This is a genomic window from Arthrobacter sp. GmRoot5-12, assembly GCF_059739365.1.
Map to the genome: position 1 here is coordinate 3,115,990 of NZ_AP046056.1, position 26,635 is coordinate 3,142,624.

At 67.1% G+C, this 26,635-nt stretch carries 29 protein-coding genes; 17 read left to right on the top strand and 12 right to left on the bottom strand.

The features are described from left to right. Nucleotides 1-24 precede the first annotated feature (24 nt). Complete coding sequence (locus tag AC6JAM_RS14370) at nucleotides 25-1,242, bottom strand: ROK family protein (RefSeq protein ID WP_497935154.1); 1,218 nt, start codon at nucleotides 1,240-1,242, stop codon at nucleotides 25-27. Between the two features lie 96 nt (nucleotides 1,243-1,338). Here AC6JAM_RS14370 and AC6JAM_RS14375 point away from each other — a divergent pair, with 96 nt between their 5' ends. The 11 genes from AC6JAM_RS14375 (at nucleotide 1,339) to AC6JAM_RS14425 (ending at nucleotide 11,965) form a co-directional block, all read left to right on the top strand. Then, the gene (locus AC6JAM_RS14375) at nucleotides 1,339-3,051 is read left to right on the top strand and encodes a glycoside hydrolase family 13 protein (protein ID WP_144600785.1); all 1,713 of its coding nucleotides are present in this window, start codon (nucleotides 1,339-1,341) and stop codon (nucleotides 3,049-3,051) included. A gap of 31 nt (nucleotides 3,052-3,082) precedes the next feature. Continuing rightward, a complete protein-coding gene (locus tag AC6JAM_RS14380) occupies nucleotides 3,083-4,024 on the top strand; it encodes an aldo/keto reductase (protein ID WP_497935155.1) in 942 nt (313 codons plus the stop codon). Nucleotides 4,025-4,192: 168 nt separating this feature from the next. Beyond that, complete coding sequence (locus AC6JAM_RS14385; RefSeq protein WP_134163680.1) at nucleotides 4,193-5,056, top strand: HpcH/HpaI aldolase/citrate lyase family protein; 864 nt, start codon at nucleotides 4,193-4,195, stop codon at nucleotides 5,054-5,056. A gap of 27 nt (nucleotides 5,057-5,083) precedes the next feature. Further along, the gene (locus AC6JAM_RS14390) at nucleotides 5,084-6,061 is read left to right on the top strand and encodes a DUF2797 domain-containing protein (RefSeq protein WP_497935156.1); all 978 of its coding nucleotides are present in this window, start codon (nucleotides 5,084-5,086) and stop codon (nucleotides 6,059-6,061) included. A 35-nt stretch (nucleotides 6,062-6,096) separates the two neighbouring features. Continuing rightward, nucleotides 6,097-6,321 (top strand): DUF3188 domain-containing protein, encoded by a 225-nt coding sequence (locus AC6JAM_RS14395; RefSeq protein WP_018769084.1) that lies wholly within the window; start codon nucleotides 6,097-6,099, stop codon nucleotides 6,319-6,321. A gap of 66 nt (nucleotides 6,322-6,387) precedes the next feature. Further along, complete coding sequence (locus tag AC6JAM_RS14400; RefSeq protein WP_056388879.1) at nucleotides 6,388-6,849, top strand: FAS1-like dehydratase domain-containing protein; 462 nt, start codon at nucleotides 6,388-6,390, stop codon at nucleotides 6,847-6,849. Between the two features lie 2 nt (nucleotides 6,850-6,851). Continuing rightward, a complete protein-coding gene (locus AC6JAM_RS14405; protein WP_497935157.1) occupies nucleotides 6,852-7,289 on the top strand; it encodes a MaoC family dehydratase in 438 nt (145 codons plus the stop codon). Nucleotides 7,290-7,319: 30 nt separating this feature from the next. Next, a complete protein-coding gene (locus tag AC6JAM_RS14410; RefSeq protein WP_497935158.1) occupies nucleotides 7,320-8,594 on the top strand; it encodes an MFS transporter in 1,275 nt (424 codons plus the stop codon). 22 nt (nucleotides 8,595-8,616) lie between these two features. Continuing rightward, nucleotides 8,617-9,684, top strand: a complete 1,068-nt coding sequence (locus AC6JAM_RS14415) for a UDP-N-acetylmuramate dehydrogenase (RefSeq protein WP_018769088.1) — start codon at nucleotides 8,617-8,619, stop codon at nucleotides 9,682-9,684. A gap of 72 nt (nucleotides 9,685-9,756) precedes the next feature. Next, nucleotides 9,757-10,860 carry a winged helix DNA-binding domain-containing protein gene (locus tag AC6JAM_RS14420; protein WP_497935159.1) on the top strand — a complete coding sequence of 368 codons (1,104 nt, stop codon included), beginning with the start codon at nucleotides 9,757-9,759 and terminating at the stop codon, nucleotides 10,858-10,860. Nucleotides 10,861-10,990: 130 nt separating this feature from the next. Further along, nucleotides 10,991-11,965, top strand: coding sequence for a type IV toxin-antitoxin system AbiEi family antitoxin domain-containing protein (locus AC6JAM_RS14425; protein WP_497935160.1), 975 nt, complete (start codon nucleotides 10,991-10,993; stop codon nucleotides 11,963-11,965). A 58-nt stretch (nucleotides 11,966-12,023) separates the two neighbouring features. Here the strand turns inward: AC6JAM_RS14425 and asd are convergent, their stop codons facing one another. Continuing rightward, a complete protein-coding gene (gene asd, locus AC6JAM_RS14430) occupies nucleotides 12,024-13,154 on the bottom strand; it encodes an aspartate-semialdehyde dehydrogenase (protein ID WP_497935161.1) in 1,131 nt (376 codons plus the stop codon). 250 nt (nucleotides 13,155-13,404) lie between these two features. Between asd and AC6JAM_RS14435 the strand changes: the two genes are divergently transcribed. After that, the gene (locus tag AC6JAM_RS14435; protein ID WP_497935162.1) at nucleotides 13,405-14,328 is read left to right on the top strand and encodes a phosphotransferase family protein; all 924 of its coding nucleotides are present in this window, start codon (nucleotides 13,405-13,407) and stop codon (nucleotides 14,326-14,328) included. A gap of 266 nt (nucleotides 14,329-14,594) precedes the next feature. Here AC6JAM_RS14435 and AC6JAM_RS14440 read toward each other — a convergent pair whose 3' ends face one another. From AC6JAM_RS14440 to AC6JAM_RS14485, 10 genes are all read right to left on the bottom strand, one after another. Continuing rightward, nucleotides 14,595-14,879 (bottom strand): winged helix-turn-helix transcriptional regulator, encoded by a 285-nt coding sequence (locus AC6JAM_RS14440; RefSeq protein ID WP_018769093.1) that lies wholly within the window; start codon nucleotides 14,877-14,879, stop codon nucleotides 14,595-14,597. Beyond that, the gene (locus AC6JAM_RS14445) at nucleotides 14,876-15,280 is read right to left on the bottom strand and encodes a VOC family protein (protein ID WP_488315819.1); all 405 of its coding nucleotides are present in this window, start codon (nucleotides 15,278-15,280) and stop codon (nucleotides 14,876-14,878) included. Before AC6JAM_RS14445 ends, AC6JAM_RS14440 begins: the two co-directional genes overlap by 4 nt. A 40-nt stretch (nucleotides 15,281-15,320) precedes the next feature. Further along, nucleotides 15,321-15,647: a WXG100 family type VII secretion target gene (locus AC6JAM_RS14450; protein ID WP_268001745.1), complete on the bottom strand. Its 327-nt coding sequence runs from the start codon at nucleotides 15,645-15,647 to the stop codon at nucleotides 15,321-15,323. 91 nt (nucleotides 15,648-15,738) lie between these two features. Then, nucleotides 15,739-15,957: an NF038396 family protein gene (locus AC6JAM_RS14455; protein ID WP_018769096.1), complete on the bottom strand. Its 219-nt coding sequence runs from the start codon at nucleotides 15,955-15,957 to the stop codon at nucleotides 15,739-15,741. 4 nt (nucleotides 15,958-15,961) lie between these two features. Then, nucleotides 15,962-16,546, bottom strand: a complete 585-nt coding sequence (locus AC6JAM_RS14460; protein WP_018769097.1) for a dihydrofolate reductase — start codon at nucleotides 16,544-16,546, stop codon at nucleotides 15,962-15,964. Next, nucleotides 16,543-17,346 carry a thymidylate synthase gene (locus tag AC6JAM_RS14465; protein WP_497935163.1) on the bottom strand — a complete coding sequence of 268 codons (804 nt, stop codon included), beginning with the start codon at nucleotides 17,344-17,346 and terminating at the stop codon, nucleotides 16,543-16,545. The genes AC6JAM_RS14460 and AC6JAM_RS14465 overlap by 4 nt, the downstream gene beginning before the upstream one ends. A gap of 20 nt (nucleotides 17,347-17,366) precedes the next feature. Beyond that, nucleotides 17,367-18,335, bottom strand: coding sequence for an NUDIX hydrolase (locus AC6JAM_RS14470; RefSeq protein ID WP_134163692.1), 969 nt, complete (start codon nucleotides 18,333-18,335; stop codon nucleotides 17,367-17,369). Nucleotides 18,336-18,344: 9 nt separating this feature from the next. Then, the gene (locus AC6JAM_RS14475; protein WP_018769100.1) at nucleotides 18,345-20,594 is read right to left on the bottom strand and encodes an RNA degradosome polyphosphate kinase; all 2,250 of its coding nucleotides are present in this window, start codon (nucleotides 20,592-20,594) and stop codon (nucleotides 18,345-18,347) included. Nucleotides 20,595-20,723: 129 nt separating this feature from the next. After that, nucleotides 20,724-21,692, bottom strand: a complete 969-nt coding sequence (mshD, locus tag AC6JAM_RS14480; RefSeq protein ID WP_497935164.1) for a mycothiol synthase — start codon at nucleotides 21,690-21,692, stop codon at nucleotides 20,724-20,726. Nucleotides 21,693-21,726: 34 nt separating this feature from the next. Continuing rightward, on the bottom strand, nucleotides 21,727-22,425 hold the full coding sequence (locus tag AC6JAM_RS14485) for a winged helix-turn-helix transcriptional regulator (RefSeq protein ID WP_018769102.1): 699 nt from the start codon (nucleotides 22,423-22,425) through the stop codon (nucleotides 21,727-21,729). A 339-nt stretch (nucleotides 22,426-22,764) separates the two neighbouring features. Here AC6JAM_RS14485 and AC6JAM_RS14490 point away from each other — a divergent pair, with 339 nt between their 5' ends. The 5 genes from AC6JAM_RS14490 (at nucleotide 22,765) to AC6JAM_RS14510 (ending at nucleotide 26,601) form a co-directional block, all read left to right on the top strand. Then, nucleotides 22,765-23,532 (top strand): permease, encoded by a 768-nt coding sequence (locus AC6JAM_RS14490; protein ID WP_497935165.1) that lies wholly within the window; start codon nucleotides 22,765-22,767, stop codon nucleotides 23,530-23,532. A 173-nt stretch (nucleotides 23,533-23,705) separates the two neighbouring features. After that, a complete protein-coding gene (locus AC6JAM_RS14495; protein WP_018769104.1) occupies nucleotides 23,706-24,314 on the top strand; it encodes a nitrobindin family protein in 609 nt (202 codons plus the stop codon). A 16-nt stretch (nucleotides 24,315-24,330) separates the two neighbouring features. After that, complete coding sequence (locus AC6JAM_RS14500; protein WP_497935166.1) at nucleotides 24,331-25,065, top strand: flavodoxin family protein; 735 nt, start codon at nucleotides 24,331-24,333, stop codon at nucleotides 25,063-25,065. Between the two features lie 22 nt (nucleotides 25,066-25,087). Beyond that, nucleotides 25,088-26,170 (top strand): CAF17-like 4Fe-4S cluster assembly/insertion protein YgfZ, encoded by a 1,083-nt coding sequence (gene ygfZ, locus AC6JAM_RS14505; protein WP_056388904.1) that lies wholly within the window; start codon nucleotides 25,088-25,090, stop codon nucleotides 26,168-26,170. Continuing rightward, nucleotides 26,170-26,601, top strand: a complete 432-nt coding sequence (locus AC6JAM_RS14510) for an ankyrin repeat domain-containing protein (RefSeq protein WP_018769107.1) — start codon at nucleotides 26,170-26,172, stop codon at nucleotides 26,599-26,601. Before ygfZ ends, AC6JAM_RS14510 begins: the two co-directional genes overlap by 1 nt. Nucleotides 26,602-26,635: the final 34 nt, after the last annotated feature.

A 26,635-nucleotide genomic window follows, 5' to 3' on the forward strand; every position in this document is an offset into this window, starting at 1 on the left:
CGGGCAAGGGGCGCGTGGCCTCGGTTATGCCGGGGCGACCGGCGCGGCCAGCTCCAGGTCCAGGTCCAGGGAATTCTGCTCCACGTAGTCCAGGGCGCAGCGCACGGCACCCACCGTGACGATTGAGTCGCCCAGCGGGGAGACCGCCACCCGCGCGGGGGTGGCGGTGAAGTCTTTCAGGCGCTCGCTGATGGGTGCAAGGAGTACGCCCGCGGAATCGGCCACCCCGCCGCCGATCACCACCAGCTCCGGATTGAGCAGGGTGGCTACGGTTCCCACCACCCGTGCCATCCTGTCCGCCAGCCGGTCCATGATGCCAAGAGCCACGGCGTCGCCCTGTTCCGCCGCCGCAAAGACCTGCTCAGCTTCCAACCGCCCGTGGGGGACGGAGCGGAGGGCGGTGGGGACCGGGGTGGCCAGGGCTTCGGCGGCCCAGGTCCGCGCCAGGTGGGCGATGCCGTAGGTGTCGCCCACGCCTTCCACCAGGTCCAGGTACGCCAGCTCCCCGGCGCTGCCCCGCGTTCCGTGGACCAGCCGGCCGCCCTCCACGATGCCCGAACCCAGCCGTTCGCTGGCCAGGATCACCACCACGTCGTCAATTCCCGCGGCCGCCCCCTGCCAGCGTTCGCCCAGGGCCGCAAGGTTGGCGTCGTTTTCCAGCAGCACCGTCCAGCCCCGGGTTTCCTTGAGGGCCGCCCCCAGTCCCAGGTCGAACAGCCCCCAAAACTTCTGCGTGGCCACCACCTCCCCGTGCCGGTCCACGGGTGCGGCAACTCCGGCGCAGACGGCCAGTACCCGGCCGGGCTCCGTTCCTGCGGACCGCAGGGCCGCCTGGGCTACGCCGTCGATGAAGGCTATGCGTTCCCGGGAACCAACGTCCCCCGCATGGAAAGGCCGGCTGGACCGTCCCAATGTCTTGCCCCGGAGGTCGGAAACCACCACGATGACCTTTGAATAGCCGATGTCCATGCCCAGGACCACGCCTGCGCGCTCGTTGAGTTCGAACCGGCGGGCGGGGCGGCCCTTGTGGTACCCGCCGAATTCGCGCTGGTTTTCCCGTTCCAGGACCCAGCCGCGCCGGACCAGGTCCTCGCAGACGGCGATGGTGGTGGCGCGGGTCAGGCCCGTGGCGGCCATGACGTCCGTGACGGTCACCGCGGCCGAGGCGCGGAGGAATTCGAGGACCGCGCCGGCACTGACCCGCCGCAGCAACTGGGGAGTCGCCGGAACCAGTTCAGGCATGCTGTTGACCTTCCTGAGCAAAGCACCAGATAATACTTGGGGAAGTAAATTTAGATTCAATATAAATGTACCTGCTGCAAAGAAAAGGACCACCCCTTGTCCACCACTGCCACGCTGGCAACCCTGTCCGACTCCGACCGTCCGGCCGACCCCAACTGGTGGCGCCAGGCCTCCGTATACCAGATCTACCCGCGCAGCTTTGCCGATTCCAACGGCGACGGCATCGGTGACCTGAAGGGCATCACCGCCAAGGTCCCGTACCTGAAGTCGCTGGGCATCGACGCCGTCTGGCTGAGCCCGTTCTACCCCTCCGCGCTCGCCGACGGCGGCTACGACGTTGACGACTACCGCGACGTGGATCCCAAGCTGGGCACCCTGGACGACTTCGACGAGATGGCCAAGGCCCTCCACGAAGCCGGCATCAAGCTGATTGCGGACATTGTCCCCAACCACTCCTCCAACCGGCACAAGTGGTTCCAGGAAGCGCTGGCCTCGCCGAAGGGTTCGCCGGCCCGCGACCGCTACATCTTCCGTGACGGCAAGGGCCCCAACGGCGAGTTCCCGCCGTCGGACTGGGACTCTGTGTTCGGCGGCCCCGCCTGGGAGCGCATCACCGAACCGGACGGCACCCCGGGCCAGTGGTACATGCACATCTTCGCCAAGGAGCAGCCGGACCTGAACTGGTCCAACCGCGAAATCCGGGATGACTTCCTGAAGACGCTGCGGTTCTGGTCCGACCGCGGCGTGGACGGTTTCCGCGTCGACGTTGCCCACGCCCTCACCAAGGACCTCACCGAGCCGCTGCTCTCCAAGCTGGAACTGAGCGCCGCCAACACCGGAGTGGACGGATTCGACGACGGGACGCACCCGTTCTGGGACCGCGACGAAGTGCACGAGATCTACGCCGAATGGCGCGCGGTGTTCAACGAGTACAACCCGCCGCGCACCGCCGTCGCCGAAGCCTGGGTGCACGCCACCAGGCGTGCCCGCTATGCCAGCCCCCAGGGCCTGGGCCAGGCGTTCAACTTCGACCTGCTGCAGGCCGACTTCGACGCCGCCGAGTTCAAGGAGATCATCACCCGCAACCTGGCCGAGGCTGCCGCCACCGGCGCCTCCTCCACGTGGGTGTTCTCCAACCACGACGTGGTACGGCACGCCACCCGCTACGGGCTGCCGCAGGTGGCCAAGGAAAAGGCCGGCGCCAAGGGCCAGGACGGCAAGGACTGGCTGCTGTCCGGCGGCCCCAAGGACCAGCTGGACGTTGAACTGGGCGAGCGCCGTGCGCGGGCCGCCACCCTCCTGATGCTCGCCGTTCCCGGCTCCGCGTACCTGTACCAGGGCGAGGAACTGGGCCTGCAGGAAGTGGCCGAGATTCCCGAATCGGAACGGCAGGACCCGTCCTTCTATCGCAACAAGGGCGTGGAGATTGGCCGCGACGGCTGCCGCGTGCCGCTGCCCTGGAAGGTGGAAGGCACCTCCTTCGGCTTCGGCGACGGCGGCTCCCACCTGCCGCAGCCGGATTGGTTCAGCAAGTACGCCGTGGAGGCCCAGGACGGCACCGAAGGTTCCACCCTGGAGCTCTACCGCGAGGCCCTGAAGCTCCGCCGTGAACTGCAGACGGACGAGGACCTCGAATGGGTTGCCACCGGCAACCGGGACGTCCTGCACTTCAAGCGCCCCAACGGGTGGCAGTCCGTGACCAACTTCGGGAACACCGCCGTCGACCTTCCGGCCGGCAAGGTGCTGGTCAGCAGCGGCCCGCTGGAGGACGGCAAGCTGCCGGCCAACACCACCGCGTGGTTGCGCTGATGGGCGTGAACCGCCGGCGTGGGCGGGCCTGATGCAGGAGGTCATCTACGGATGCATGGGACTGGGCGGCAGCTGGACTGACGAACCACATGGCAGCCACCATGTGGACCAGGCCGCCGCTGCCGTCCAGGCCGCCCTGGACGCCGGGATCACCCTGTTCGACCACGCGGACATCTACCGCAGCGGCAAGTCCGAGGCGGTGTTCGGCGAGGTCATGGCCGCCACTCCGGGTCTGCGGGAACGGATCCGGCTGCAGACCAAATGCGGCATCCGGCTGAACGAACGCGGCCTTCAGACCCACTACGACCTGAGCCGGGACGCCATCCTGGAACGGGTCAACGGCAGCCTGGAACGGCTCCGGACGGACTACGTGGACATCCTCCTGCTGCACCGCCCGGACCCCCTGGCGGACCCCGCGGAGGTGGCCTCCGCCGTCGGGCAGCTCATGGACGAAGGCAAGGTCCGGCAACTGGGCGTGTCCAACATGTCCGCAGCGCAGATCGAGGCGCTGCGGGACCGGCTGGAGACCCCGGTGGTTGCCAACCAGCTGGAAATGAGCCTGCTCAAGCGGGCATGGCTGGAAAGCCAGGTCCTGGTCAACCACCCGGAGCACCTGGACTACAGCTTCCCGCACGGGACGCTTGAGTATTGCACCCGGAACAACGTCACCCTGCAGGCGTACGGCGCCCTGGCCCGCGGCGTCTACACCGGCGCCGAACCGGACAGTCCCACCTCAGCCGATGCGGCAACGGCCGAACTCGTGGCGGGGCTTGCGGGGGAGTACGGCACCTCCGGCGAGGGTGTCCTGCTGGGCTGGCTGATGAAGCACCCGGCCGGAATCGCGCCGGTCATCGGGACCGTCAACCCGGACCGCATCCGGGCCTGCGGCGACGCAGCCCGGGTGGCGCAGGCCCTCACCCGCGCCGACTGGTACAAACTCTGGGTCACGGCTCGCGGGAGCAACATCCCCTGACCCTTCCCATGCGGGCAGCAGCAAGGGCCGTTGTGCAGGTCACAACGGCCCTTTCTGCTGCCCGCATTTAACCGGAGACACAGTCATATCCCGTTTAGTTCGTATTGATCCTCACAAGCTGGCCGATTTCTTCGCCTTGCCGCTTGCGGGGCGGATACTGTAGAAAGCATGACGTCTACCATCGCCGCCGAAACTGTTAGGCCGGAACGCAATATCCCCGCAGAGATCGCCCGTTCCTGGCTGCTGGTCAATGCCATGAAGCCGGAGCTGTTCGACCAGTCGGCCGTTTCCCGCGCCGATTCGATCATCCTGGATATTGAAGATGCGGTGGACCCGTCCCAGAAAGACCAGGCCCGCGCCAACGTGATCGACTGGCTGACCGGCGGCGGCAAGGCCTGGGTGAGGATCAATGACGCCACCAGCCCGTTCTGGGCTGATGACCTTGCCGGGCTGCGCGGCACCCCGGGCCTGCTGGGCGTCATGCTCGCCAAGACCGAATCCGCGGACCAGGTCACCGAGAGCTTCCACCGCATGGACGGCAAGACCCCCGTGATCCCGTTGGTGGAATCCGCCCTGGGCATCGAGGAAGCCAACCATATCGCCAAGGCCCAGGGTGCGTTCCGCCTGGCCTTCGGTTCCGGCGACTTCCGCCGCGACACCGGCATGGCCGCCACCCCGGAGGCCATGGCCTACCCCCGCGCCAAGCTCGTGGTCGCCAGCCGGGTGGGCAACCTGCCGGGCCCCATCGACGGCCCTACCGTCGGCACCAACCACCCCATCCTGCGCGAGCAGACCGGCATCACCGTGATGATGGGCATGACCGGCAAGCTGTGCCTGGCCATTGACCAGACGCCGGTGATCAACGAGGTCATCAGCCCCACGCCGTCGGACGTCGCGTGGGCCACCGACTTCATGAACGACTTCGAAGCCAACGGCCGCGTCATCCGTGACGGCTCCGACCTGCCCCGCCTTGGCCGCGCCGAGAAGATCATGAAGCTCGCCGTAGCCTTCGGGGTGCAGCCCGCGCTGTAGCACCCACCCGCCACTTCAGGAGACCCCGTGACCGATACCCGCTATCTGGTCCACGGGGTCTTTTGGGATGCGCTGCCGGGTTCCGGGGCGCCGGAGGGTTCCAGGGCGCCGGAGGGCTCCAGAGCCGCGGACGACGGCGGCGGCGCGGTTTTGCGCCTCCAGTCACCGGAGGGGGACTTCCGTCAGTTCAGCCTCAGCCCCGGCCGGCGCCTCGGCTTCGAGGTGGTGGAACCGGGCAGGTCCTGCCTGGGCCACATCCGGGTCCAGTCGGCAACCTCGCGGAGCCACGTCCTCTGCGCCTCCGCTGCCCCGGCCCTGCGGGGAAAGCAGTGCGAGCGGTGCTTTGTGCTGGACGAGTCCCGGCTCATGCACGACTTCCACCGGGGCGGCAGGGTCACTCCGGGCCTCCGTGACTACCTGATGCAGGAACACTGGCTGTACGTTGCCACGTTCGCGGGCGGTGCCACCAAGGTGGGAACGGCCTCCGGCCCGCGGAAGTGGAACAGGCTCGCGGAGCAGGGGGCCGCTGCGGCCGCTTATGTTGCCCGGGCCCGGGACGGCCGGGTGGTGCGGATCCTGGAGGACCTGGTGACAGCCGAGGTGGGCCTGACGCAGCAGGTGCGGTCCGCAGCCAAAGCGGACGCCCTCCTGCAGCCGCTCCCGGAACGGGACCTACAGGCCGCCAACGTCCGCGCGGCCGGCGAGGTGCGCACACTGCTGGCACGCACCGCCGTCGACGGTTTTGTAACTGTGGAGGAGCAGTGGGCGAGGCCGGCGCACGCTGAAGCCCTCTACGGGCCCTCCCAACGCCATGCCTACCCGCACGCGCTGGACCAGGGGCAGCACGGCTTCACGGTCACTGCCCTGAGCGGGGCAAATGCTCTGGCCCGGCTGGATGGAACGGACGCCGCGTTCGTGGTCAACCTCTCCCAACTGGCCGCCCGGACCATCATCCTGGGCGGCTACGCCTCGGAGGTCCCGGCGGTGCAGGAATCCCTGTTCTAGCGGGATCCGGCAGGCCCGGCGGGTAGACTTGCACGGTGCTGAACGAATTCTGGGCCACCGCGCCAACCCGTTACAAAGTCCTGGTCTTCAGCGCGATGGGACTGATCGCCGTCGGCATCATCCTGAACATCATCGGCAACACCGGCGGCAACCAAACGCTGGCCTGGGCCTCCCTGCCGCTGATCGGACTGGGCCTTGTCCTGCACGTCGTGGGCATCGTGGTCCGCGGCCAGGCCATCCGGAAGAACCTGCGCCGGTAGCGCCCGCCGTAACGGTTGCGGCGGGCCTTTTCTGCCCGCCAACACGCGGGCGATAGGCTGGAATCCATGACTATCAATCCGGATCTGCAGGGCCGAAGCTACCCTGCCGCAGAGGTGTACGACGTTGGCCGCGAGAAAATACGCGAGTTCGCCCGCGCCGTGAAGGCCACCCACCCCGCGCATTTCGACGTCGACGCCGCCGAGGCGCTGGGCCACACGGACCTGGTGGCGCCGCCCACCTTCGCGATCATCATCGCCCAGCGGGCCGACGCCCAGCTCATCGAGGATCCGGAATCCGGCATCGACTTCTCCCGCGTGGTCCACGCGGACCAGCGCTTCACCCACCACCGGCCCATCATTGCCGGGGACCGCCTCGTCGCGGAACTGCATGTCGACGGCGTCCGGGCCATGGGCGGCGGTGCCATGATCACCACCCGCTCGGAGATCTTCGCCCTCGGTTCCGGCGATTCACGGGAACCGGTCACCACCACCACGTCATCCATCCTGGTCCGCGGAGAGGGACAGTAACCATGAGCCCCAGCTTCAATGAACTCAGCGCCGGCCAGGAAATCGGGAGCCGCACCATCGAGGTCAACCGCACGGACCTGGTCAAGTACGCCGGTGCCTCCGGCGACTTCAACCCCATCCACTGGAACGAGGCCTTCGCCACCAGCGTGGAGCTGCCGGGCGTCATCGCACACGGCATGTTCACCATGGGCTCAGCCGTCCAGCTGGTGACCGACTGGGCAGGCGACCCCGCCGCCGTCGTCGATTTCCAGACCCGCTTCACCAAGCCGGTCCTGGTCGCGGACACCACCGGAACGGACCAGTCCGGCGCCACTATCGAAGTCAGCGGCACCATCGGAAAGCTCGACGCCGACGCACGCACCGCCCGCGTTGACCTCACCGTTGTCTCCGCAGGGCAGAAGGTCCTGATGAAGGCCCAGGCCCTCGTCAAGCTGTCCTGATGCGCGCTTGGTGATGATGGGCAGCACCCGTTGACCTCCGCTCCCAAAACCGAGGCTACCGCCGCCCAGGTCACCCACTGGCGCAACGCCGTCGTGGTGGCCTACGGCGCCAGCGGCCTGGCGTTCGCCTCCTGGGTGTCCCGGCTGCCCGCCATCCGGGACGCGCTGGACCTGAGCCCGGGCAACATCGGCGTGATCCTGCTGTGCATGACGCTGGGCTCGTTCGCCTCTGTCTCGGCTTCCGGGCTGATCGTCCTGCGGTTGGGGTCCAAATCGACCATCCGCACCGGCAGCATCATGGCGGGGGCCGGGCTGCTGACCGCCGGTTTTGGCACAACCGTGCTGGCAAGCCCGGTGGCAACGGCCATGGGCCTGGCCATCATCGGCCTGGGGACGGGGAGCTGGAACACCGCGTCCAATGTGGAAGGCGCAGCCGTGGAACGTGCAGTGGGCCGCCACATCATGCCCCGGCTCCACGGTGCCTTCAGCCTTGGCACGGTGGCGGGTGCGGGTCTTGGTGCCGCTGCGGCGGCAGTGTCCCTGCCAGTGTTCTGGCACCTTGCGGCGGCGGGGGCCGTGGTGGCCGTGTCGGTGGCGACGGCGGCGTCCTGGTTCCGCGCCGACGTCACCCCGGTGGCGGGGGAGCGCACCTACTCCCCGGACAACTTCGAAGACCCCATCACGGGCCCCATCCCCCTGATCCGCGCCGGGAACACGGCGGAGGCGCCGCTGGACAACAAGCGCAAGATCGCGCAGGCGTGGCGGGACCGCCGGACGCTGCTGCTGGGCGTCCTGGTGCTCGGCCTCGCCCTTGCCGAAGGCGCCGCGGGGGACTGGGTGGCCCTGGCCCTGGCGGACGGCCACGGCCAGAGCGATGCCGCCGGCGCCGCCGGATACGGCCTGTTTGTCACGTTCATGACCATCGGCCGGTTCGCCGGGACGCCGCTGCTGGACCGGTTTGGGCGGGTACCCGTCATGCGCTGGTGCGCTGCGATGGCTGTCCTGGGCCTGGCCGTCTTCGTGTTCGCTCCGGCGCCGTGGCTCGCCTATGTTGGCCTCGCCGCGTGGGGCCTGGGTGCGTCCCTGGGCTTCCCGGTGGGCATGTCCGCAGCAGCCGACGATCCCGCGAAGGCAGCGGCCCGGGTATCGGTGGTGTCCACCATCGGCTACGGGGCGTTCCTGTGCGGGCCGCCGCTGCTGGGCCTGCTGGCCGAACACGTGGGCATCCTGCACTCGCTCCTTGCCGTGGTGGTGATGCTGGCCGTGAGCTTCGTGCTGTCCCCGGTGGCCCGGAAGCCCGCCTAGGTTTCCCTAGTATTGTTGATGGGTGACTCCCACCCTGCTTTCCTCCCTGACCACGTCCGCCGTCGGCGGCCCCGCCGGCAAGTTCATTGAGGCCCGGAGCGAGGCAGAGATCATCGACGCCGTCCGGTCCGCGGACGCGGCCGGCGAGCAGGTTCTGATCATCAGCGGCGGGTCCAACCTCCTGGTGTCCGACGACGGGTTCCCCGGGACCGTTGTCAGGATCGCCTCGGAGGGGTTCACGGTCAACGCCGAGGACTCGTGCGGTGGCGTGGCAGTGGTGGTCCAGGCCGGCCATAACTGGGACAAGCTCGTGGAGCACGCCGTCCGCCACGCGTGGTCCGGGATTGAGGCATTGTCCGGGATCCCCGGCTCAACGGGTGCCACGCCGGTCCAGAACGTGGGGGCGTACGGCTCTGAGGTCTCGCAGACCATTGCCGCCGTGCGCACCTGGGACCGGGAACGCAACGCCGTGCAGACCTTCACCAACTCCGAACTGAAGTTCGGCTACCGGGATTCCATCCTCAAGCAGACCACCGTCAACGGCTCGCCCCGGTACGTGGTGCTCACTGTGGAATTCCAGCTGCCGCTGGGACGGATGAGCGCGCCCATACGCTACGCCGAACTGGCCCGTTCCCTCGGGGTGGAGGTGGGCAAGCGCGCCTACGCCAACGACGTCCGCCGTGAAGTGCTCCGGCTGCGTGCCTCCAAGGGCATGGTGTGGGACGCCGCCGACCGTGATACGTATTCCACGGGTTCCTTCTTCACCAACCCCATCGTCCCGGCCGCTGTCGCGGACACGCTGCCCGAAGCAGCGCCGCGGTATCCGGCAGGCCAGGACGGCCTGGTGAAACTTTCTGCCGCGTGGTTGATCGACCAGTCTGGGTTCGGCAAGGGCTTTGGCCTGGAACCGGATGGCGTGGCCGGTGGCCGCGCCTCACTGTCCACCAAGCACACCCTGGCCATCACCAACCGCGGCTCAGCCAGCGCCGCCGACATGGTGGCTGTGGCGCGGGAGGTGCGGGCCGGCGTCGAACGCCGCTTTGGCATCCAGCTGCACCCGGAGCCGCTGCTCATCGGACTGGAACTGTAGGCATCCCGGAACTGTAGGCGCGCTGGAACTGTAGGCATCCCGCCACCGCGGTCCCCGGCCTAGGATGGGCGCATGGCTGCATCTGGTTCCGTGCGCGACCACAGGATGATCGGCAGGCTCCGGCTGGTGTCGCAGCGTCTCACCGGGGACGGTGCCGCCTCAGTACCGGAACTGGTCCGGTGGATGACCGCCATGCAGGCGCAGGACCTGCCGGCGGCGCTGTGGGCAGTGGGGGTCCGGGTACCCGGTGCGGGGATCGCCGACGTCCGCACTGCCATCGATTCCGGGAGTGTGGTCCGGTCGTGGCCCATGCGTGGAACGCTGCACCTGGTTGCCCCCGAGGACCTGCGCTGGATGCTGGACCTCACCGCCGAGCGGCTTACCCGGAGCATTGCGGCCAGGCACCGGCAGCTGGAGATTGCCTGGGCTGATGTTGAGAAGGCGCGCGACCTGGCGCTGGACCGCATCCTGGCCGATGGTCCCGTCAGCCGTTCCGGCCTGTTCAAGGTTTTCGACGCCGGCGGCCAGCCAACGCAGGGCCAGCGCGGCATCCATCTCCTGGGTACGCTGTGCCGGCACGGCTGGCTGGTTCCGGGGCCGCTTTCGGGTAACCAGCAGCTGATCGCGGCTTTCGACGAGTGGATTCCGGCGTCACGCCTTCCCGGGCGCGAGGAGGCCATCGGTGAGTTCATGGTTCGGTACTTCCGGAGCCATGGCCCGGCCACCGTGCGCGACTTTGCCTGGTGGACCCAGCTGCCGCTGACCGAGGTGCGCGCCGCGTTCCAGCACGTGCAGGGCCAACTGGTGGAGCTGGACATCGATGGCACCAGCTACTGGCTCTCACCGGAGGTGGCATCCCTCCTGGATTCCGGTGTTCCCGGAGGCCGCTCCCTTCACCTGCTGCCCGGGTTCGATGAGTTCGTCCTCGGCTACACGGACCGGACTCCCGTCCTGGCGCCGGAGCATTCGGACCTGATAGTTCCCGGCGGCAACGGAGTCTTCAAGAAGACGGTGGTTGCGGCGGGGAAGGTGGTGGGCACCTGGGCGCTCCAGGGCACGGGCAGCAGTGCCGCCGTCGTGCCCGAACTCTTCGACGAGACCCGGCAGCTGGGGCCGGCAGCCCGGGCAGCCCTCACCAGGGCCGCCCGGCGGTATCTAACGTTCCTTGCCACGTGAGCGGTGCTGCCCCGCATAACCGGTGCTGGGCAGCAACGGTATTGCGGGCAAGGGCCGCTCAGGCTACCGACAATGCACATGGCGGTGGGGGCGGCTGTCACCATGCCTGCACGCCAGCGACGCTTGAACGATGAAAGCCGAGACAGTACGTGCCCTGGTTCACGATCGCTGGCCTGAAGGAGCCGTTGCCTCCACCGCACAGCTGGCCGCTGCCGGGCTGGATGACCGGGTGGTGACAGCAGCAGTGAAGAGCGGTGCCCTGCTCCGCGTGCGGCGGGGAGCATATGTCCTTGCCGCACACTGGAACACCATAAAGCCGTGGGACCGGGACCAGCTACGCATCATGGCGCATTTTGAGTCAACCTCGGGACGGGCCCGGTACAGCCATGCGAGCGCGGCACGGCTGCACGGCTGCCATGTGTGGAACGCCGGATCCCTGGTCCACGTGACAACGCAGTACTCCAATTCGCGGGCCAGCGCCGGCAAGGACGTCCAGACCCACCGGCTCCCGCTCACAGAAGAAGAACTGGCTTCGTTGTGGACCCCCGACGGACGCGAAATCCTGGCCACTTCCATCGAAAGGACCGTGCTGGACTGCGCCCGGACCATGCCCCTCGACAAGGCTGCCGTCATCGGCGACCACGCCCTCCGCAAGGGCGCATCATTGGCCACCATGCGGCGGCTGCTGGAGAAAAGCCATGTCACGCGCGGGGGCAGGCGCGCTTCGGACCTGCTGCAGGTTCTGGATGCGAGATCGGAATCGGCCGGGGAGACCAGGACCAGGCTGCTGCTCTGCTCGTTCGGTCTGGCCACATTCAAGCCACAGGTGGAGATCACGACGACTGCGGGCCTCTTCCGGGCAGACTTCGCCGATGCTGAAACCCGGGTGATCGTCGAATTTGACGGCGCCGTCAAATATACGGACCACAAACCGACGCAGGAGGTGCTGCTCGCGGAGCGTTGGCGGGAAAATGCGCTTGTGGAGGCCGGGTGGCGGGTCTTCAGGCTGCACTGGAATCACTTGGACCGGCCTTGGGAGCTCCGTGCCCGACTGGCGGCGTTCCTCGGACAGCCCGGAACACACAAACGGCCCCTGCCCGCATGAACGGCGCTGGGGAGCACCGTTTATGCGGGTAGAGGCCGCTCGTGGGCAGCTCTACGGCTTACAGGTTGCCGGTGGCGATGTTGAGCATGCGGCGCAGCGGCTCGGCAGCGCCCCAGAGGAGCTGATCGCCCACGGTGAAGGCGCTGATGTACTGCGGGCCCATCTCCATCTTGCGGATGCGGCCCACCGGGATGTCCAGGGTGCCGGAGGCGGCCACGGGGGTCAGCTCCGCCATGGAGGCTTCCTTGGTGTTCGGAATGACCTTGGCCCACTGGTTGTCCTCGTCCAGGAGCTTTTCGATTTCGGCGACGGACAGGTCGTCACGGAGCTTGAGCGTCAAAGCCTGGGAGTGCGAACGCATGGCGCCGATGCGGACGCACAGGCCGTCCATGATCACGCGATTTTCCTCGGAAGTGCCCAGGATCTTGTTGGTCTCCACCCCGGCCTTCCACTCTTCCTTGGACTGCCCGTTGCCCAGATCGGCGTCGATCCAGGGGATCAGGGACCCGGCCAGGGGAACGCCGAACTGGGTCGCGTCGATGTCCGTGCGCTGGTGGGCCAGGACCTTGCGGTCAATGTCCAGGATGGCCGACGCCGGGTCGTCCAGTTCCGTGCTGACCTCGGCGTTGAGCGTGCCGAACTGGCTGAGCAGCTCACGCATGTGCCGGGCACCGCCGCCGGACGCCGCCTGGTAGGTCATGGAGGTGCCCCACTCCACCAGGCCGTTCTTGAACAGGCCGCCGAGGCCCATCAGCATGCAGGAAACGGTGCAGTTGCCGCCGATGAAGTCCTTGGTGCCGTTGACCAGGCCCTTGTCGATGACGTCGCGGTTGATGGGGTCCAGCACGATGATCGAATCGTCATTCATGCGCAAGGTGGAAGCGGCGTCGATCCAGAGGCCGTCCCAGCCGCGGCTGCGCAGTTCGCCGTGGACCTGCTTGGTGTAGTCGCCGCCCTGTGCGGTAACGATAATCGGCAGCTTGGCCAGGGCGTCGACGTCGAACGCGTCCTCGAGCTTGCCGGCGCCTTCAGCGAAGGAAGGCGCGGCACCTCCCGCGTTGGAGGTGGAGAAGAACACCGGGTTGATGTTGGCGAAGTCGCCCTCGTCCTGCATGCGCTGCATCAGGACGGAACCGACCATGCCGCGCCATCCGACCAGGCCGACGGAAGGGGTAGCTGCTGTAGTCATTGGTCCAGTTTAGACTTCGGAACCGGCAGGTCGCAGTCGGTTACGTCACGCCGCCGGCAGCCCGGAAAGGTACGACGGCGGCCTGCGTGAGGGGCCCGTTGTCCCGGCTACGCCTTGCGGGTCATTTGCTGACGTGTCCTGCTCCAGGTTCGGGTGCCTGCCGCTCCTTGCGCAGCTCGTTGGCCTGGTCCCGGCAAGCGGCCGGGAAAGTTCGGTGTATCAAGGAACTGCCAGCTCCTAGAATCAGTGGGTGAACCTTTCGCATCTCGGCGCGCCGATCGGGCCGATGATTCGCGTCCACGGCGGGTTCGCCAACCGGGTGTACCGACTCGACACTGACCAGGGGTCGTTCGCGGTGAAGGAGTTGAACCTCGTCGACCGCCGCTGGACCTATCGCGTCGAGGATGTGTTCAGGTTTGAGCGGGCTGCGTTCGCTGCCGGCATTCCGATGCCAGAGCCGATCTCGGCCAGCCACCATACACTCGTTCACCGATGGGTCGAAGGTGAGAAGCTGCCCGAAGCGCCGGTGTCGGCGGAGTTCGCGTTTGAGATCGGTGAGATCCTCGCGCGCATCCATGCACTCGACATCCCATGGACGCAGGTGCCGGTCGAGGACCCGGTGCCACGGGACTGGCCCGAACTCGCAGCGCGGGCGGCGGCGACCGGACAACCGTGGGCCGACGAGCTCGCTTCTCACGTCGAGACGTTCCTCGAGATTGCCCGCTTCGTCGACACCTGCGAACGGCCAGGCCCCGTCGTACTGACCCACGGGGACATCCAACCATGGAACCTGCTCACTAGAGAGCGTCGGCCGGTGGTGCTCGACTGGGAGCTCTCCGGCATGCTCGACCTGTCCGGTGAGCTCGGCTCGACCGCGCTGAGCCTCGCGAAGGGGTGTGGTTTCGACGACATCAAGCCCAGCATTTTCCACTCGGTTCTCGACGGCTATGTCGCGGGGGACGGAACCCTGCCGCCTTCAGGTCCAAGCTGGTTTGTATTCATGATCGGCGGCTGGCTGGGGCACACAAGGTGGAACATCCTCCGGTGCCTCGCCGGTGTCGAGGCGGGCACCGGCCCTGACCTCCCGCTGTCGCACCAGGCTGTGCGCAACGGGGTGCGCGGCCTCCCCGACCTGTTCGGCCGACTTCCGGAGCTCGAGGCGCTGCTCGTTTGACAGCAACCTGCGTGGGTCCGTGGTACGCGGCGTAAGGCGCGCTCCGGATTCCGCTCGGTGCCACCGGCCCCTTGCGGGCAGCACCAAGTCAATGAAGTGAGCGGCGCCGACGCCACTTCTTTTTTCGCGGATGAAGATCTTCACGGCAGACAACCAGAGGCATCGCCTACTCGCCGCTGTGCCGGGACCGCTTTCAGGGCTCCCGCTGCAACTCACAACCCTGGCATAACCGAGCTTGTGGAGCGCATCGCGATTCCTCGCCACACCTAAACCACTTCCTCGCCGCCCCAGCGTGCCAGCGCGACGATCGCCTCGCGCAAGGCGAGCCCCCGGTCGGTCAGCGCATAGGCCCGGGTGTTGTGCCGGAGGGGCAGACGGGACAGTACGCGGGCGGCCTCAAGCTCGCGCAGGCGGGTCGCGAGAATGTTGGTCGGCACTCCGAGGTCGCGCTGCAGATCGCCGTAGCGCTGTGGCCCGTCGAGCAGCCGCTCCACGATGAGCAGGGCCCACCGTGCTCCGACGACGTCGAGGGCCGCGGCGAGGTCGCTCACTCGGTCGGGTCGGTGTCCGGCTTCATCCAAAACGGCGAGTAGTGGTAGCCGTCGGGGTCGTCGAACTGGCGCTGGTACATGAAGGGGTAGTCGTCGGTGTCACCGATCCGCCCGCCGGCTGCGCCGGCGCGTTCGGTGAGCTGGTCGACCGCCTCGCGGCTGCCGAGGTCGAATGAGACCGTGATCTTCGAAGGAGTGTCGGGTCCGCCGACCAGCTCCTCGGCGCCGCCGACGCTTGCGTACATCTCGCGGCTTCCGAGCATGACGTACTGCTCGGGCGCAATCTGGAAACATGACACGTTGTGATCGGACATCTCGGCGTTAAGGGTCCAGCCCAAGGCGGTGTAGAAGGCGGTTGCGCGCTCGACGCTCTCAACCGGGCAGGTGATGAAAAGGCTCATGCGGCTCATACTTGCAAAATGCAAGTACATCGTCAAGCCTCTATGTGTGGAGATAGTGGTCCATGATCCGTCGCCGCCATTCTTCACGGAAAGGGTCTGTACGGTGGGATCCTCGCGGCGGGCGAAGAGTGACGCCGCCCTCTAGGTTGCTGCCAAGGTGCTGCTTGATAACCATGAGGTTGGCTTCGGGATCAGTGAGCCAGTCCGCGCCTTTCCACGCCGGAATGTTGTTGATCTGGCTGCCCAGCTGTGTCGATTGCTGCTGCAGCAGGTCCGCGGTTTTGCTGAAGTGCTGCGCGAGGGTGCGCAGTGGATCGACGTCGGCACCCCACAAAGTCCCTGCCACCAGGATTCCCCCAATTTTCATCCCGCAGCAGTTCAGCGCGCTGCAGGCCCCAGCCTAAGGCAGGATCACTACGGCCGCGTTGGGTTGTCCTGCCCATGCACGGCAGTATGCACTAACCCCGGTCCGACTCCTCCAGCACGGCAGCCTTCCGTGCCCGCAGCGCGAAGAACGCGCCGAAGGCGAAGGCTTGGGTGACGACAACCAGCACGATTGCACCGGCGATCTTGTTGCCGCCCAGGATCATGGTCAGGCCGACGATCGCGGACAGGAGCGCCAGCAGGGGCAGCAGCATGTAGCCCAGGACAAACAGGGTTTCGGGTTTCTTCAGCATGTTCCTAGCCCTCGGTCCGTGACCATTTGGTGAATCGGTAGCGCGTGCCGTTGGCGGCTGTCAGCCAGCCGTCCGGCGGGACGGAGGCGGACGCCACCCAACTGGGACCAAGCTCGGGAGCGAACGTGTCGCCGTCGGCCTTCATGTCGATGGTGGTGACCACGGCAACGTTGGCGAGGTCCGTGGACTGGCGGAAAACATCGCCGCCGCCCAGGATCCAGACCGTTTCGCCGCCGTCGACAAACTGCGACTCAAGGAGCGCGTCATCCAGCGAGGGAACCACGACGGCGCCCTCCGCCTCAGGCGTACTGGCCCAGCTTTTCTGCCGGGTGATGACGATGTTCGTGCGGCCGGGCAGGGGGCGGTACTTGTCCGGGAAGGACAGCCAGGTCTTGCGGCCCATGATGACCGGGTGCCCGGTGGTGAGGCGGGTGAAGTGCTTCAGGTCCTCGGGCAGGTGCCAGGGCATGTCCCCGTCCTTGCCGATGACGCCGTCGGACGTCTGAGCCCAGACCAGGCCGACGCCGGTGATGGAGGCGGCGAGCTCCTCCGTGAAGGACTGGGGATCGGTGAAGTTTTCGGTGCTCATACGGCGATCGGTGCCTTGATCGTGGGGTGGTGCTTGTAGCCCACCACCTCAAAGTCCTCCAGCGTGTAGTCGAAGATCGAGGCCGGCTTGCGGGTGATCTTCAACTGCGGGTATTCGTACGGCTCGCGTTCCAGCTGCTTGAGGACCTGGTCCATGTGGTTCTCGTAGATGTGCACGTCGCCGCCGGTCCAGATGAATTCGCCGGGCTCAAGCCCCACCTGCTGGGCCACCATGCAGGTGAGCAGTGCATAGGAGGCGATGTTGAACGGGACGCCCAGGAACATGTCCGCCGACCGCTGGTAGAGCTGGCAGGAGAGCTTGCCGTTGGCCACGTAGAACTGGAAGAAAGCGTGGCAGGGTGGCAGCGCCATGTCGTTGAGTTCGGAGACATTCCAGGCGGACACGAGGTGCCGCCGGGAGTCCGGGTTGGACTTGAGGTTCTCGATCAGTTCGGCGATCTGGTCGATGTGCCCGCCGTCCGGTGTGGGCCAGCTGCGCCACTGCACACCATAGACCGGGCCCAGGTCGCCGTCCTGGTCTGCCCATTCGTTCCAGATGGTGACGCCCTGGTCCTGCATCCACTTGATGTTGGTTTCACCGCGCAGGAACCACAGGAGTTCAACGGCAACGGACTTGAAGTGGACCCGCTTGGTGGTGATCAGCGGGAAGCTCTTGGCCAGGTCAAAGCGCATCTGGCGGCCGAAAACGCTGGTGGTTCCGGTTCCCGTGCGGTCCGACTTATGGGTGCCGGCGGCCAGGACATCGCGCAGGAGGTCTTCATAGGGAGTAGGGATGCTCACGCCCCAAGTCTACTGGCTGCCTAGTCGTCGAAGGGCTTGAACTGCTCCACCGCCACGACCCGTTTCTTTCCGCCGTTGGCCACGTGGCACACCACCACCTCGCCGGGGGACAGGTAGGGCTCGCGGCCGGGCAGGAGCTTCGCCAAGGGTGCCGGCGTATGGGTGGCCACCTGCTTGAGGACGGTGGGCAGTGCCGGCCGGTGCGTGCAGACAACCACGGGCCGCTGCTTGTCGAAAAGGGATTCGATGACGGCCGCGGTCTTCTTGGGACTGCGCTGGTGCTTGTGTTCGGTCAGGCCTTCCGCCAGCTTCACTTTGGCCCCCGCCGCCCGCGCGTAGGGGGCCACGGTTGCCACGCAGCGCAGCCATGGGCTGGTGACCACCCGCATGGGCTTCCACACATCCAGGAGCCGGCCGACGGCCTGTGCCTGGCGGTTGCCTGTGGCCGCAAGCGGACGCTCGCCCTCTGCCTTGCTCCAGGATGAGCGCGGCTTGGCTTTGGCGTGCCGGAGCACCAGCAGGGGCCACGTGTCCAGGGTGCCCGCTTCGTGCGCGTCCCGCAGGTGTTCAAGGGGCGCGACGTCGGAAGGGTTGGACAGAAGGCCGGCCGCCTTTTCTGGGGCGCACCACATGACGCTGTCCACCTCCTTGCCGTCCGGAACCAGGGTGTTGCCGTTGACTTTGACCGCCCAGTAGTAGACCTTCTTGAGGCCCGACGCCACGTGGTAGTGGATAGGCGGCAGCGGTATGCCCAGGGGCGCGCGGAGGCCGATCTCCTCCCACACCTCACGGACGGCGCATTCGGGAATGGTCTCGCCGTTGTCGATCTTTCCCTTGGGCCAGGACCAGTCGTCATAGCGCGGGCGGTGGATCAGCGCGACTTCCAGGAGGTCCTTGTTGACCCGCCACGGGATGGCGCCCGCAGCGGTTACGGCTACGGGTTCCCCCGGGTGGTCAGTCTGGTCGGCTACGAGTGCATCGCTCGACAACGCGGCTGCCTATCGCCGGCTCAGGCTGCGTTGACGCGGCCGGGACGCCAACAACCAGGACTGGACATCCTCAAGCGGCTTCCCGTCCTCGGACAGGTGGTGCCGGTTCCAGCGGCCCTCGTTGTCCAGGTGCCAGCTGGATGTTTCCGGCGCCATGTAGCGCTTCATGAGGTCCAGGACATAGGCGATGTCGTCCGCGCTGGCCAGCTGGACAAGCGCCTCCACCCTGCGGTCCAGGTTGCGGTGCATCATGTCGGCCGAACCGATGTACACCACGGGATCCCCGCCGTTGGCGAAAGCGAACACCCGGGAGTGCTCCAGGAACCGGCCCAGGATGGACCGGACAGTGATGTTGTCGCTCAGCCCGGGAACGCCGGGGCGCAGCGAGCAGATGCCGCGGACCACCACATCCACCTTGACCCCCGCCTGCGAGGCGCGGTAGAGGGAATCGATGATGGCCTCATCGACCATGGAGTTCACCTTGATCTGCACATGTCCCGGCACGCCGGCCCTGGCGTTGCGGATCTCGGTCTCGATCCGGTCGATAAGTCCCGACCGGACGGAACGGGGTGCCACCAGGAGCCGTTTGAAGGTCGATTTCGGTGCGTAGCCGGAAAGCTGGTTGAACAGCTTGGACAGGTCCTCGCCCACCTGTTCGTTCGCCGTCAGCAGGCCCAGGTCCTCGTAGTAGCGGGCGGTCCGCGGGTGGTAGTTGCCGGTGCCGATGTGGCAGTAGCGGCGGAGCCCGTCCACTTCCTGGCGGACCACCAGCGACAGCTTGCAGTGCGTCTTCAGGCCCACGATCCCGTACACCACATGCACGCCGGCCTGCTCCAGTTTGCGGGCCCAGGAGATGTTGGCCTGCTCATCGAAGCGCGCCTTGATCTCCACCAGGGCCAGGACCTGCTTGCCGGCCTCGGCGGCATCAATCAGCGCGTCAACGATGGGGGAGTCGCCGGAGGTGCGGTACAGGGTCTGCTTGATGGCCTGCACCTTGGGATCCGCCGCGGCCTGTTCCAGGAACGCCTGCACCGAAGTTGAGAACGAATCGTACGGGTGGTGCAGCAGGATGTCGCGGCGGCGCATGGCGGCAAAGACGTTCGCTGCTTTGGAGGTCTCGGACTCATTCAGGTACCGGGACGTGTGCGGCACGTGCTTGGGGTAATGCAGGTCCGCGCGGTCGATTCCGGCGATGACGGACAGGCCGCGAAGGTCCAGTGGAGCCGGCACCGAGTAGACCTCGGATTCCTCCACGCCCAGCTCGCGGATCAGCAGGGCCCTGATGTTGGGGTTGATGTCGTTGGCCACCTCCAGCCGGACGGGCGGGCCGAAGCGGCGGCGCAGGAGTTCCTTCTCCAGGGCCTGCAGGAGGTTTTCGGCGTCGTCCTCCTCCACCTCCAGGTCCTCGTTGCGGGTGACCCGGAAGGTGTGGTGTTCCAGCACCTCCATGCCCGGGAACAACTTGTCCAGGTGGACGGCGATGACTTCCTCCAGCGCAATGAACCGGGCCACCCGCCCGGGCACCGCGCCGGCGCGGGGGCCATCGATGGAGATCAGGCGGGGCAACTGGTCCGGCACCTTCAGGCGGGCGAAGAGCTCCTTGTCGCTGACGGGGTTCCGGACCACCACGGCCAGGTTCAGTGACAGGCCCGAAATGTAAGGGAAGGGGTGGGCAGGGTCAACGGCCAGCGGGGTGAGGATGGGGAAGACTTTTTCCGCAAACATCACGCTCAGCTGCTGCTTGGCGGCGTCGTCCAGTTCGTCCCAGTGCATGAGGTGGATGTGCTCGTAGGCCAGGGCCGGGCGGATCTGGTCAGCGAACACCTGGGCGTGCCGTGCCTGGAGCCGGTGGGCTTCCTCGCTGATCCGCTCCAGCACCTCGACGGGGCTCAGGCCGGCGGGGGAGGGGACGGCGAGTCCCGTGGCGATACGGCGCTTGAGGCCGGCCACGCGGACCATGAAGAACTCGTCCAGGTTGGACGCGAAAATGGAGAGGAAGCTGACGCGTTCCAGCAGGTGCAGGGTGGGGTCCTCGGCCAGTTCCAGGACCCGCGAATTGAACGCGAGCCAGCTCAGCTCGCGGTCCAGGAACCGGTCAGGCCGGATGTCGCCTTCCGGCTGCAGGTTCGGCGCGAATTCAGGGATGTCAATGCGGTCCTGGGTGGCCCTGGAGGCCGGTACCTCGGAGGAGCCGAAGCGTGCCCGTACAGGCGCCGCAACATCCTGGGACGTAGCTGTTCCGGAGGGTTCCGGGTTCATGGCTTCTCCTTTAGCTGGCGCGTTGGTGCCGGCGCTTCCGCCCCGCGCGGTTCCCTTCAACCTTACAAGCATTCACCCACGCCACGGCCCCTGTTTCACGCGGGCGGGGGATTCTTCCGGCTGTCCTGCCTACCCCGCCGCCGGGCCATACATGATGTCCATGTCCCAGCGCGTAAAGCCGAGCCGCCGGTAGAGGGCGACGGCCGCGGCATTGTCGGCGTCCACATAGAGCATGACCCCGTTCAGCCCGGAGTCGCGGAGGTGCCTGATGCCGGCGATGGTCAATGCCTTGCCCAGGCCCATGCCCTGGGCTTCGGGTGTCACGCCCACCACGTACACCTCGCCGATGGCTGGGTGCGAGCCGTGCCGGGGGTGGACTTTGGTCCAGTGGTAGCCCAGCAGGCGGCCGGCCCGGTCCTCCGCCAGGAAGAACCCGGCCGGATCGAACCAGTCCTCCGCCATGCGCGCCTCGAGGTCCGCCCGGGTGAGGTTCCCCTGTTCCGGATGGTGGGCGAAGGCGGCCCTGTTGGCGGCCAGCCAGGCGTCCTCATCCTTGCCCGGCACGAAGGTGCGGATGGCCACCCCGTCCGGGAGGCCGGCGTCGGGAAGCTCCGCGCCCGCCGTCGTCATCCGCATCTTCCACAACTCACGCACCGGCGCGTAGCCGTACCGCGCAGCAAGGTGGGCAGCTGCCTCGTGGTTGCCGTGGGACCAGGCGTTCAGCCCGCCAAAGCCCCGGACCTCCTTGAGGGCCCCCACCAGGCGGTCCGCCACGCCCTGGTTCCGGTAGGAGGGGTGGACGGCGATCTCCAGGATGCCGTGGCCGTCCGGCTCCTCAACCACGACGGCGAAGCCCGCCAGGTCCTGTCCGGTCGCCGGATCGGAGTCCTCGTCGGGTGCATACAGGGCCAGCGTCAGCAGGGTGTGCTCCGCGGAGTCCCCGGCGCGCATGGTCACCAGGGTCTGCTCGGAGATGGAAGGGTTTCCATCCGATTCCTCAGCCGCGGCCAGGAGGTCGCGGCAGTCCTTCAGGAGTTGCTGGTCAACTCCGCCCCGGACGACATGGACGGGCCACTTCTGCGGATGCGCTGGAGTCATGAGCCAAGGCTATACGTCAATGGCGCGCCGGGGCTCAGGCCTCGGTGAGTTCGTCTTCCTGCTGCCGGACGAGGGTGAGGCGGTAGCCGACGTTCCTGACCGTGCTGATCAGGTTCTCGTGGTCCGCGCCGAGCTTTGCCCGGAGGCGCCGGACGTGGACGTCCACGGTGCGGGTGCCGCCGTAGTAGTCGTAGCCCCAGACTTCGGTGAGGAGCTGCTGCCGGGTGAACACGCGGCCTGGATGCTGGGCCAGGTATTTCAGGAGCTCGAACTCCTTGAACGTCAGGTTCAGCGGGGCGCCGTTGACGCGTGCCGTGTAGCTTGCCTCGTCGATGATGACGCCGGCGGCGCGGATCTCACTCGGAGCGTCTTCCTGCTCGGGGACTGCCCGGGCAACGGACAGCCGGATACGCGCCTCCACTTCGGCGGGCCCGGCGGAATCGAGGACGATGTCGTCAACGGCCCACGCGGAGGAAACGGCGGCCATGCCGCCTTCTGTGAGGATCAGGACCAGGGGGGCGCTCAGCCCGGTGGCTTTCAGGAGCTGCGTGAGTGAACGGGCGCCCACCAGGTCCTTGCGGGCATCCAGCAGGACGATGTCGCAGGGGTCTGTCTCAAGGAGGGCCGTGGGCTCGGCCGGGAGGATGTGGACCCTGTGGTTCAGCAATTCGAGGGCAGGCAGGATGTCCACCGAAGAACCGGTGCTGTTGGTCAGTAACAGGATGTGCGACATTGTTCCTCCAAGGGCCGTCCGCGCATCATTGGGCGACTGAACCGGATTCTCACCGGCCGGTACTGGCTTCCTGCACGAGGCTCTGGGCCGTCAGCACGCCGCCGGCCAGCTACCTCAGCAGGGAGCGTAGCTGAACCTTGAGTATACCCGGCGGCCTCCTCCAGGCCACAGATCCAGGCCGCGGACGGGAGCGTTTTGCGACATATGCCCTTCACATAAGGCAGGATTGAAGCAGGGCGGACCAGCCCTGCCATGAGGGGGCGGACCAGCCTTCCGGCCAACGCCAGGATGGGAAAACAGCGCAGTGAGTGCACCGACGAAGCACAGGCCGGGCCCTGCATGACGGCGGACCTGCAGGCACCCGTGCGTTCGCTGGGTTTCTGGACCATCGGCGTTGTCGGCATCGCCGGCCTGGCCGCCATCATCGCCGGGGTCTATGCCTCGCCTGAAGCACTCGTCGCCGTCGGTGTCGCCATCGCCGCCGCAGTGGGGATCGGGTGGCCGCATTTCCTCCGCATCCCCGCCAAGAAGACCCTTGCCGCCGTCATCGCCCTGCCGGGCGCAGGCGCTGCCGTGGCGGCCGGCGTGGCGCCGGCCCCGGGCTACCTGGACTGGACGCCGGCCTTCGTGGCGCTGGGAATGATGGCGGTGTTTGTGGTGCAGTTGGTCCGCGGTACGGGACAGGCCCAGCGGCTGGAGTCCACACTGGGCTGCTGCGCCGGTGTCCTGCTGTCCTGCCTCGGCGCCGGCTGGGTTGCCGGAGCGCGGTTCAACGGCGTCCGCGAAATGCTGCTTGTGGCGGCAATCAGTGCCGCGGTGGCCCTGCTGGCCGGCCTTATCCGCTGGCCGGACAGCATCATTGCTCCGCTGGGCATTGTCCTGGCGGGCCTGGCCGGGCCGCTCGCCGGACTGGTCCTGTCGGACATCGCCGTCCTGCCGGCCGCGGTCTTCGGCGTGGTGGTGGGCGCGGTCCTGGCAAGCTTCCGCAGACTGGCCACGCTCCGCGGCGCCCCGCTGAATTTTGCGGCCGCACTGAGCATGGGCCTGGCCCCCGTCTCAGCGGTGGGATCCCTCGCTTACTTCATAGACAAACTACTCATCTACTAACGGGTTAGGATGGCACCATGTCCGTACTTGCTTTTGAAATCTTCTTCCTTGTCCTGCTCGGCATCGCGAGCCTGTCCATGGCCTGGTTCGCCGGATTCGTGGTCTACCGCCTCTTCAAGGGCCAGAAGTAGCCACCCCTCTTCCGGAGCCGGCCGTATCTCGAGGTAGAACAAATGCCCATTGAGATTCCTACAGATCTGACCCCTGAACTCGTCCCCCTTTCGTGGCTCATTGGCGAGTGGGAGGGCCGCGGCCGGCTGGGCAGCGGCGACGAGGATTCGGAACACTTCCTGCAGCACGTCTCCTTCACCCACAACGGCCTGCCGTACCTGCAGTACCGGGCCGAGAGCTGGTTGACCGACGACGAGGGCACGCGCCTGCGGCCGCTCACCGTTGAGACCGGCTTCTGGGCGCTTGAACGCAAGCAGCTGGATGCCGACGGCGGCCCGGGCCTGGTGCCTGCCGACATCGTCCCGGTGTTGAAGAGTGCCGATGAGGTGGAGGCGCTGCGCAACAAGGACGGCGGCTTCGACATCTCGGTGTCCATCGCCCACCCAGGCGGCATCACCGAGCTGTACTACGGCCAGATCAAGGGCCCGCAGATCCAGTTGACCACCGACATGGTGATGCGTGGCAGCCACTCCAAGGAGTACAGTGCGGCCACCCGGATCTTTGGCCTGGTGGACGGCAACCTCCTGTGGCGGTGGGACGTGGCGACAGGCGGCGAAACCGGCAAGGGCCTTGAAGCCCACGCCTCCGCGTTCCTGCATAGAGTCTCCTGAACAGGAAAGAAACCTCATGGAAGACGGCACGGATCAAGCACGAAAGCCCAGCGGCTACGGCGACCTCAAGGCCGTCTTCTTCAACGGCACCCTGAAGAAGTCGCCGCAGACATCCAACACGGACGGGCTGATTGCCATCAGCCGCCGCATCATGGAAAAGCAGGGTGTCAGCACCAGGGTGATCCGTACCGTGGACCACGACATCGCCAGCGGTGTCTACCCGGACATGACCCAGTACGGGTGGGCCACGGACGAGTGGCCGGATCTCTATCCCGCTGTCCAGGAAGCTGACATCGTGGTGGTGGCGGGCCCCATCTGGCTCGGTGACAACTCGTCGCAGACCAAGAAACTTATCGAGCGCCTCTACGCCCACTCCGGCCAGCTCAATGACAGGGGCCAGTGGGCCTTCTATCCAAAGGTGGGCGGCTGCCTGGTCACCGGCAACGAGGACGGCATCAAGCACTGTTCCATGAACATCCTCTACAGTCTTCAGCACATCGGCTTCAGCATCCCGCCGCAGGCCGACGCGGGTTGGATCGGGCCGGTTGGTCCGGGCCCAAGCTACCTGGATGAAGGCTCCGGCGGCCCGGAGAGCGACTTCACCAACCGCAACACCACCTTCATGACCTGGAACCTCCTGCACCTGGCAAGGATGCTGAAGGATGCGGGCGGCTACCCGGCCTACGGCAACCTGCCCAACGAATGGAACGCCGGTACCCATTTCGATTTCGAAAATCCGGAATACCGTTAGCCTCCAAGGACTTCTACTTCATATGACTACGCCCAGCCCCTTGTTGTCGCGCCCCGGCGCCGTCGAGGCCGGCGGCCCTGACGCCGGAGTCGCCGCCCACTACGGCGAGCCGCTGCGCGAGCAGCGCGCGCTCGCTGCCGGAACCGCCGTCGTCGACCTTTCCCACCGCGGCGTGGTCACCGTCACCGGCCCGGACCGGCTGAGCTGGCTTAATACCCTGTCCTCCCAGCAGGTGGCCGCGCTGAAGCCGGGGGAGTCCAGCGAGCTGCTGCTCCTCAGCGTCCAGGGCCGCATCGACTTTGACGCCCGGGTTGTCGACGACGGCGGGACCACGTGGCTGATCGTTGAGGCCGCCGAGGCAGCGCCGCTGGCGGAGTACCTCAACCGGATGAAGTTCATGCTGCGGGTGGAAATCGCCGACGTCTCGTCCGACTGGGCAGTCGTGGGCAGCACCCGGGCCGTCCCGGAGTGGTCCGGCCGCCTCGCCTGGCAGGACCCGTGGCCGCACGTATCCGCCGGCGGATACTCCTATGCCACCGTGTCGGAGGAGAACCATCCGGGGCTGGAGCGCCCCTGGTTCGAGTACCTCATCCCGGCCGCCGAACTGGAAGAGGCCGTCGCGGGGCGGTCTCTGGCCGGTGTCCTCGCCGCGGAAGCCCTGCGGGTCGCCGCCTGGCGCCCCCGGATCGGTGCCGAGACGGATGACAAGACCATCCCGCACGAGCTTGACCTGCTGCGCACTGCGGTGCACCTGGCCAAGGGCTGCTACAAAGGCCAGGAGACCATCGCCCGCGTCCACAACCTGGGCCACCCGCCCCGCCGGCTGGTCTTCCTGCAGCTGGACGGCTCGCAGCACACCCTCCCCGCCGCCGGCAGCCCGGTCATGGCAGGGGACCGGAAAGTCGGGACCGTCACCTCCGTGGCGCAGCACTACGAGATGGGTCCTGTGGCCCTGGCAGTCATAAAACGTTCCGTGGCCGCGGATGAGATACTGACCGTCCTGGACGGCGATGAGCCGTATGCCGCCGTCCAGGAAATCATTGTTGCCCCCGATGCCGGCCAGGTGGTGGGGCGCCAGACCGGATTCCTGAGGGGGCCACGCTGATGACCGAGCACACCGGGACCACGCCTGCCGGCGTTGGGACGACGGCAGCGGAAGGGCACGACGACGACGCGCTGGCTTTGGCGCAGGCGCTCTTCGAGGCTGCGCGTGAGGGGAGCGACGCCCTGCTGGGTGCCTACCTGGACGCCGGGGTTCCCGCCACCATGACCAACTCCGCCGGTGACTCCCTGCTCATGCTGGCCGCCTACCACGGCCACGCCGGCACCGTTGGGCTGCTCCTGCAACACGGCGCCGACGCCAACGCCGCCAACGACCGGGGCCAGACCCCGCTCGCAGGCGCCGTATTCAAGGGCTACACGGACGTGGCCCGGGTCCTGCTTGACGCCGGAGCGGATCCGGACGCCGGTGCGCCCTCGGCACGCGCCGCGGCGCAAATGTTTGCCCGCACGGAGATCCTGGACCTGCTGGGCTAGCTCTGCCCGGGTTCCGCCCGGCACCAACAAAAAC

Excerpts from the sequence above, each read along its gene's own strand:
- AC6JAM_RS14510 (WP_018769107.1), top strand. The coding sequence starts at position 26,170 with ATGACCGAGCACACCGGGACCACGCCTGCCGGCGTTGGGACGACGGCA.
- AC6JAM_RS14370 (WP_497935154.1), bottom strand. The coding sequence starts at position 1,242 with ATGCCTGAACTGGTTCCGGCGACTCCCCAGTTGCTGCGGCGGGTCAGT.
- AC6JAM_RS14445 (WP_488315819.1), bottom strand. The coding sequence starts at position 15,280 with ATGAGCCTTTTCATCACCTGCCCGGTTGAGAGCGTCGAGCGCGCAACC.
- AC6JAM_RS14475 (WP_018769100.1), bottom strand. The coding sequence starts at position 20,594 with ATGAACCCGGAACCCTCCGGAACAGCTACGTCCCAGGATGTTGCGGCG.
- AC6JAM_RS14425 (WP_497935160.1), top strand. The coding sequence starts at position 10,991 with ATGAAAGCCGAGACAGTACGTGCCCTGGTTCACGATCGCTGGCCTGAA.
- AC6JAM_RS14500 (WP_497935166.1), top strand. The coding sequence starts at position 24,331 with ATGGAAGACGGCACGGATCAAGCACGAAAGCCCAGCGGCTACGGCGAC.
- AC6JAM_RS14460 (WP_018769097.1), bottom strand. The coding sequence starts at position 16,546 with ATGAGCACCGAAAACTTCACCGATCCCCAGTCCTTCACGGAGGAGCTC.
- AC6JAM_RS14450 (WP_268001745.1), bottom strand. The coding sequence starts at position 15,647 with ATGAAAATTGGGGGAATCCTGGTGGCAGGGACTTTGTGGGGTGCCGAC.
- AC6JAM_RS14490 (WP_497935165.1), top strand. The coding sequence starts at position 22,765 with ATGACGGCGGACCTGCAGGCACCCGTGCGTTCGCTGGGTTTCTGGACC.
- AC6JAM_RS14400 (WP_056388879.1), top strand. The coding sequence starts at position 6,388 with ATGACTATCAATCCGGATCTGCAGGGCCGAAGCTACCCTGCCGCAGAG.
- AC6JAM_RS14385 (WP_134163680.1), top strand. The coding sequence starts at position 4,193 with ATGACGTCTACCATCGCCGCCGAAACTGTTAGGCCGGAACGCAATATC.
- AC6JAM_RS14420 (WP_497935159.1), top strand. The coding sequence starts at position 9,757 with ATGGCTGCATCTGGTTCCGTGCGCGACCACAGGATGATCGGCAGGCTC.
- ygfZ (WP_056388904.1), top strand. The coding sequence starts at position 25,088 with ATGACTACGCCCAGCCCCTTGTTGTCGCGCCCCGGCGCCGTCGAGGCC.
- asd (WP_497935161.1), bottom strand. The coding sequence starts at position 13,154 with ATGACTACAGCAGCTACCCCTTCCGTCGGCCTGGTCGGATGGCGCGGC.
- AC6JAM_RS14485 (WP_018769102.1), bottom strand. The coding sequence starts at position 22,425 with ATGTCGCACATCCTGTTACTGACCAACAGCACCGGTTCTTCGGTGGAC.
- AC6JAM_RS14405 (WP_497935157.1), top strand. The coding sequence starts at position 6,852 with ATGAGCCCCAGCTTCAATGAACTCAGCGCCGGCCAGGAAATCGGGAGC.
- AC6JAM_RS14455 (WP_018769096.1), bottom strand. The coding sequence starts at position 15,957 with ATGCTGAAGAAACCCGAAACCCTGTTTGTCCTGGGCTACATGCTGCTG.
- mshD (WP_497935164.1), bottom strand. The coding sequence starts at position 21,692 with ATGACTCCAGCGCATCCGCAGAAGTGGCCCGTCCATGTCGTCCGGGGC.
- AC6JAM_RS14495 (WP_018769104.1), top strand. The coding sequence starts at position 23,706 with ATGCCCATTGAGATTCCTACAGATCTGACCCCTGAACTCGTCCCCCTT.
- AC6JAM_RS14380 (WP_497935155.1), top strand. The coding sequence starts at position 3,083 with ATGCAGGAGGTCATCTACGGATGCATGGGACTGGGCGGCAGCTGGACT.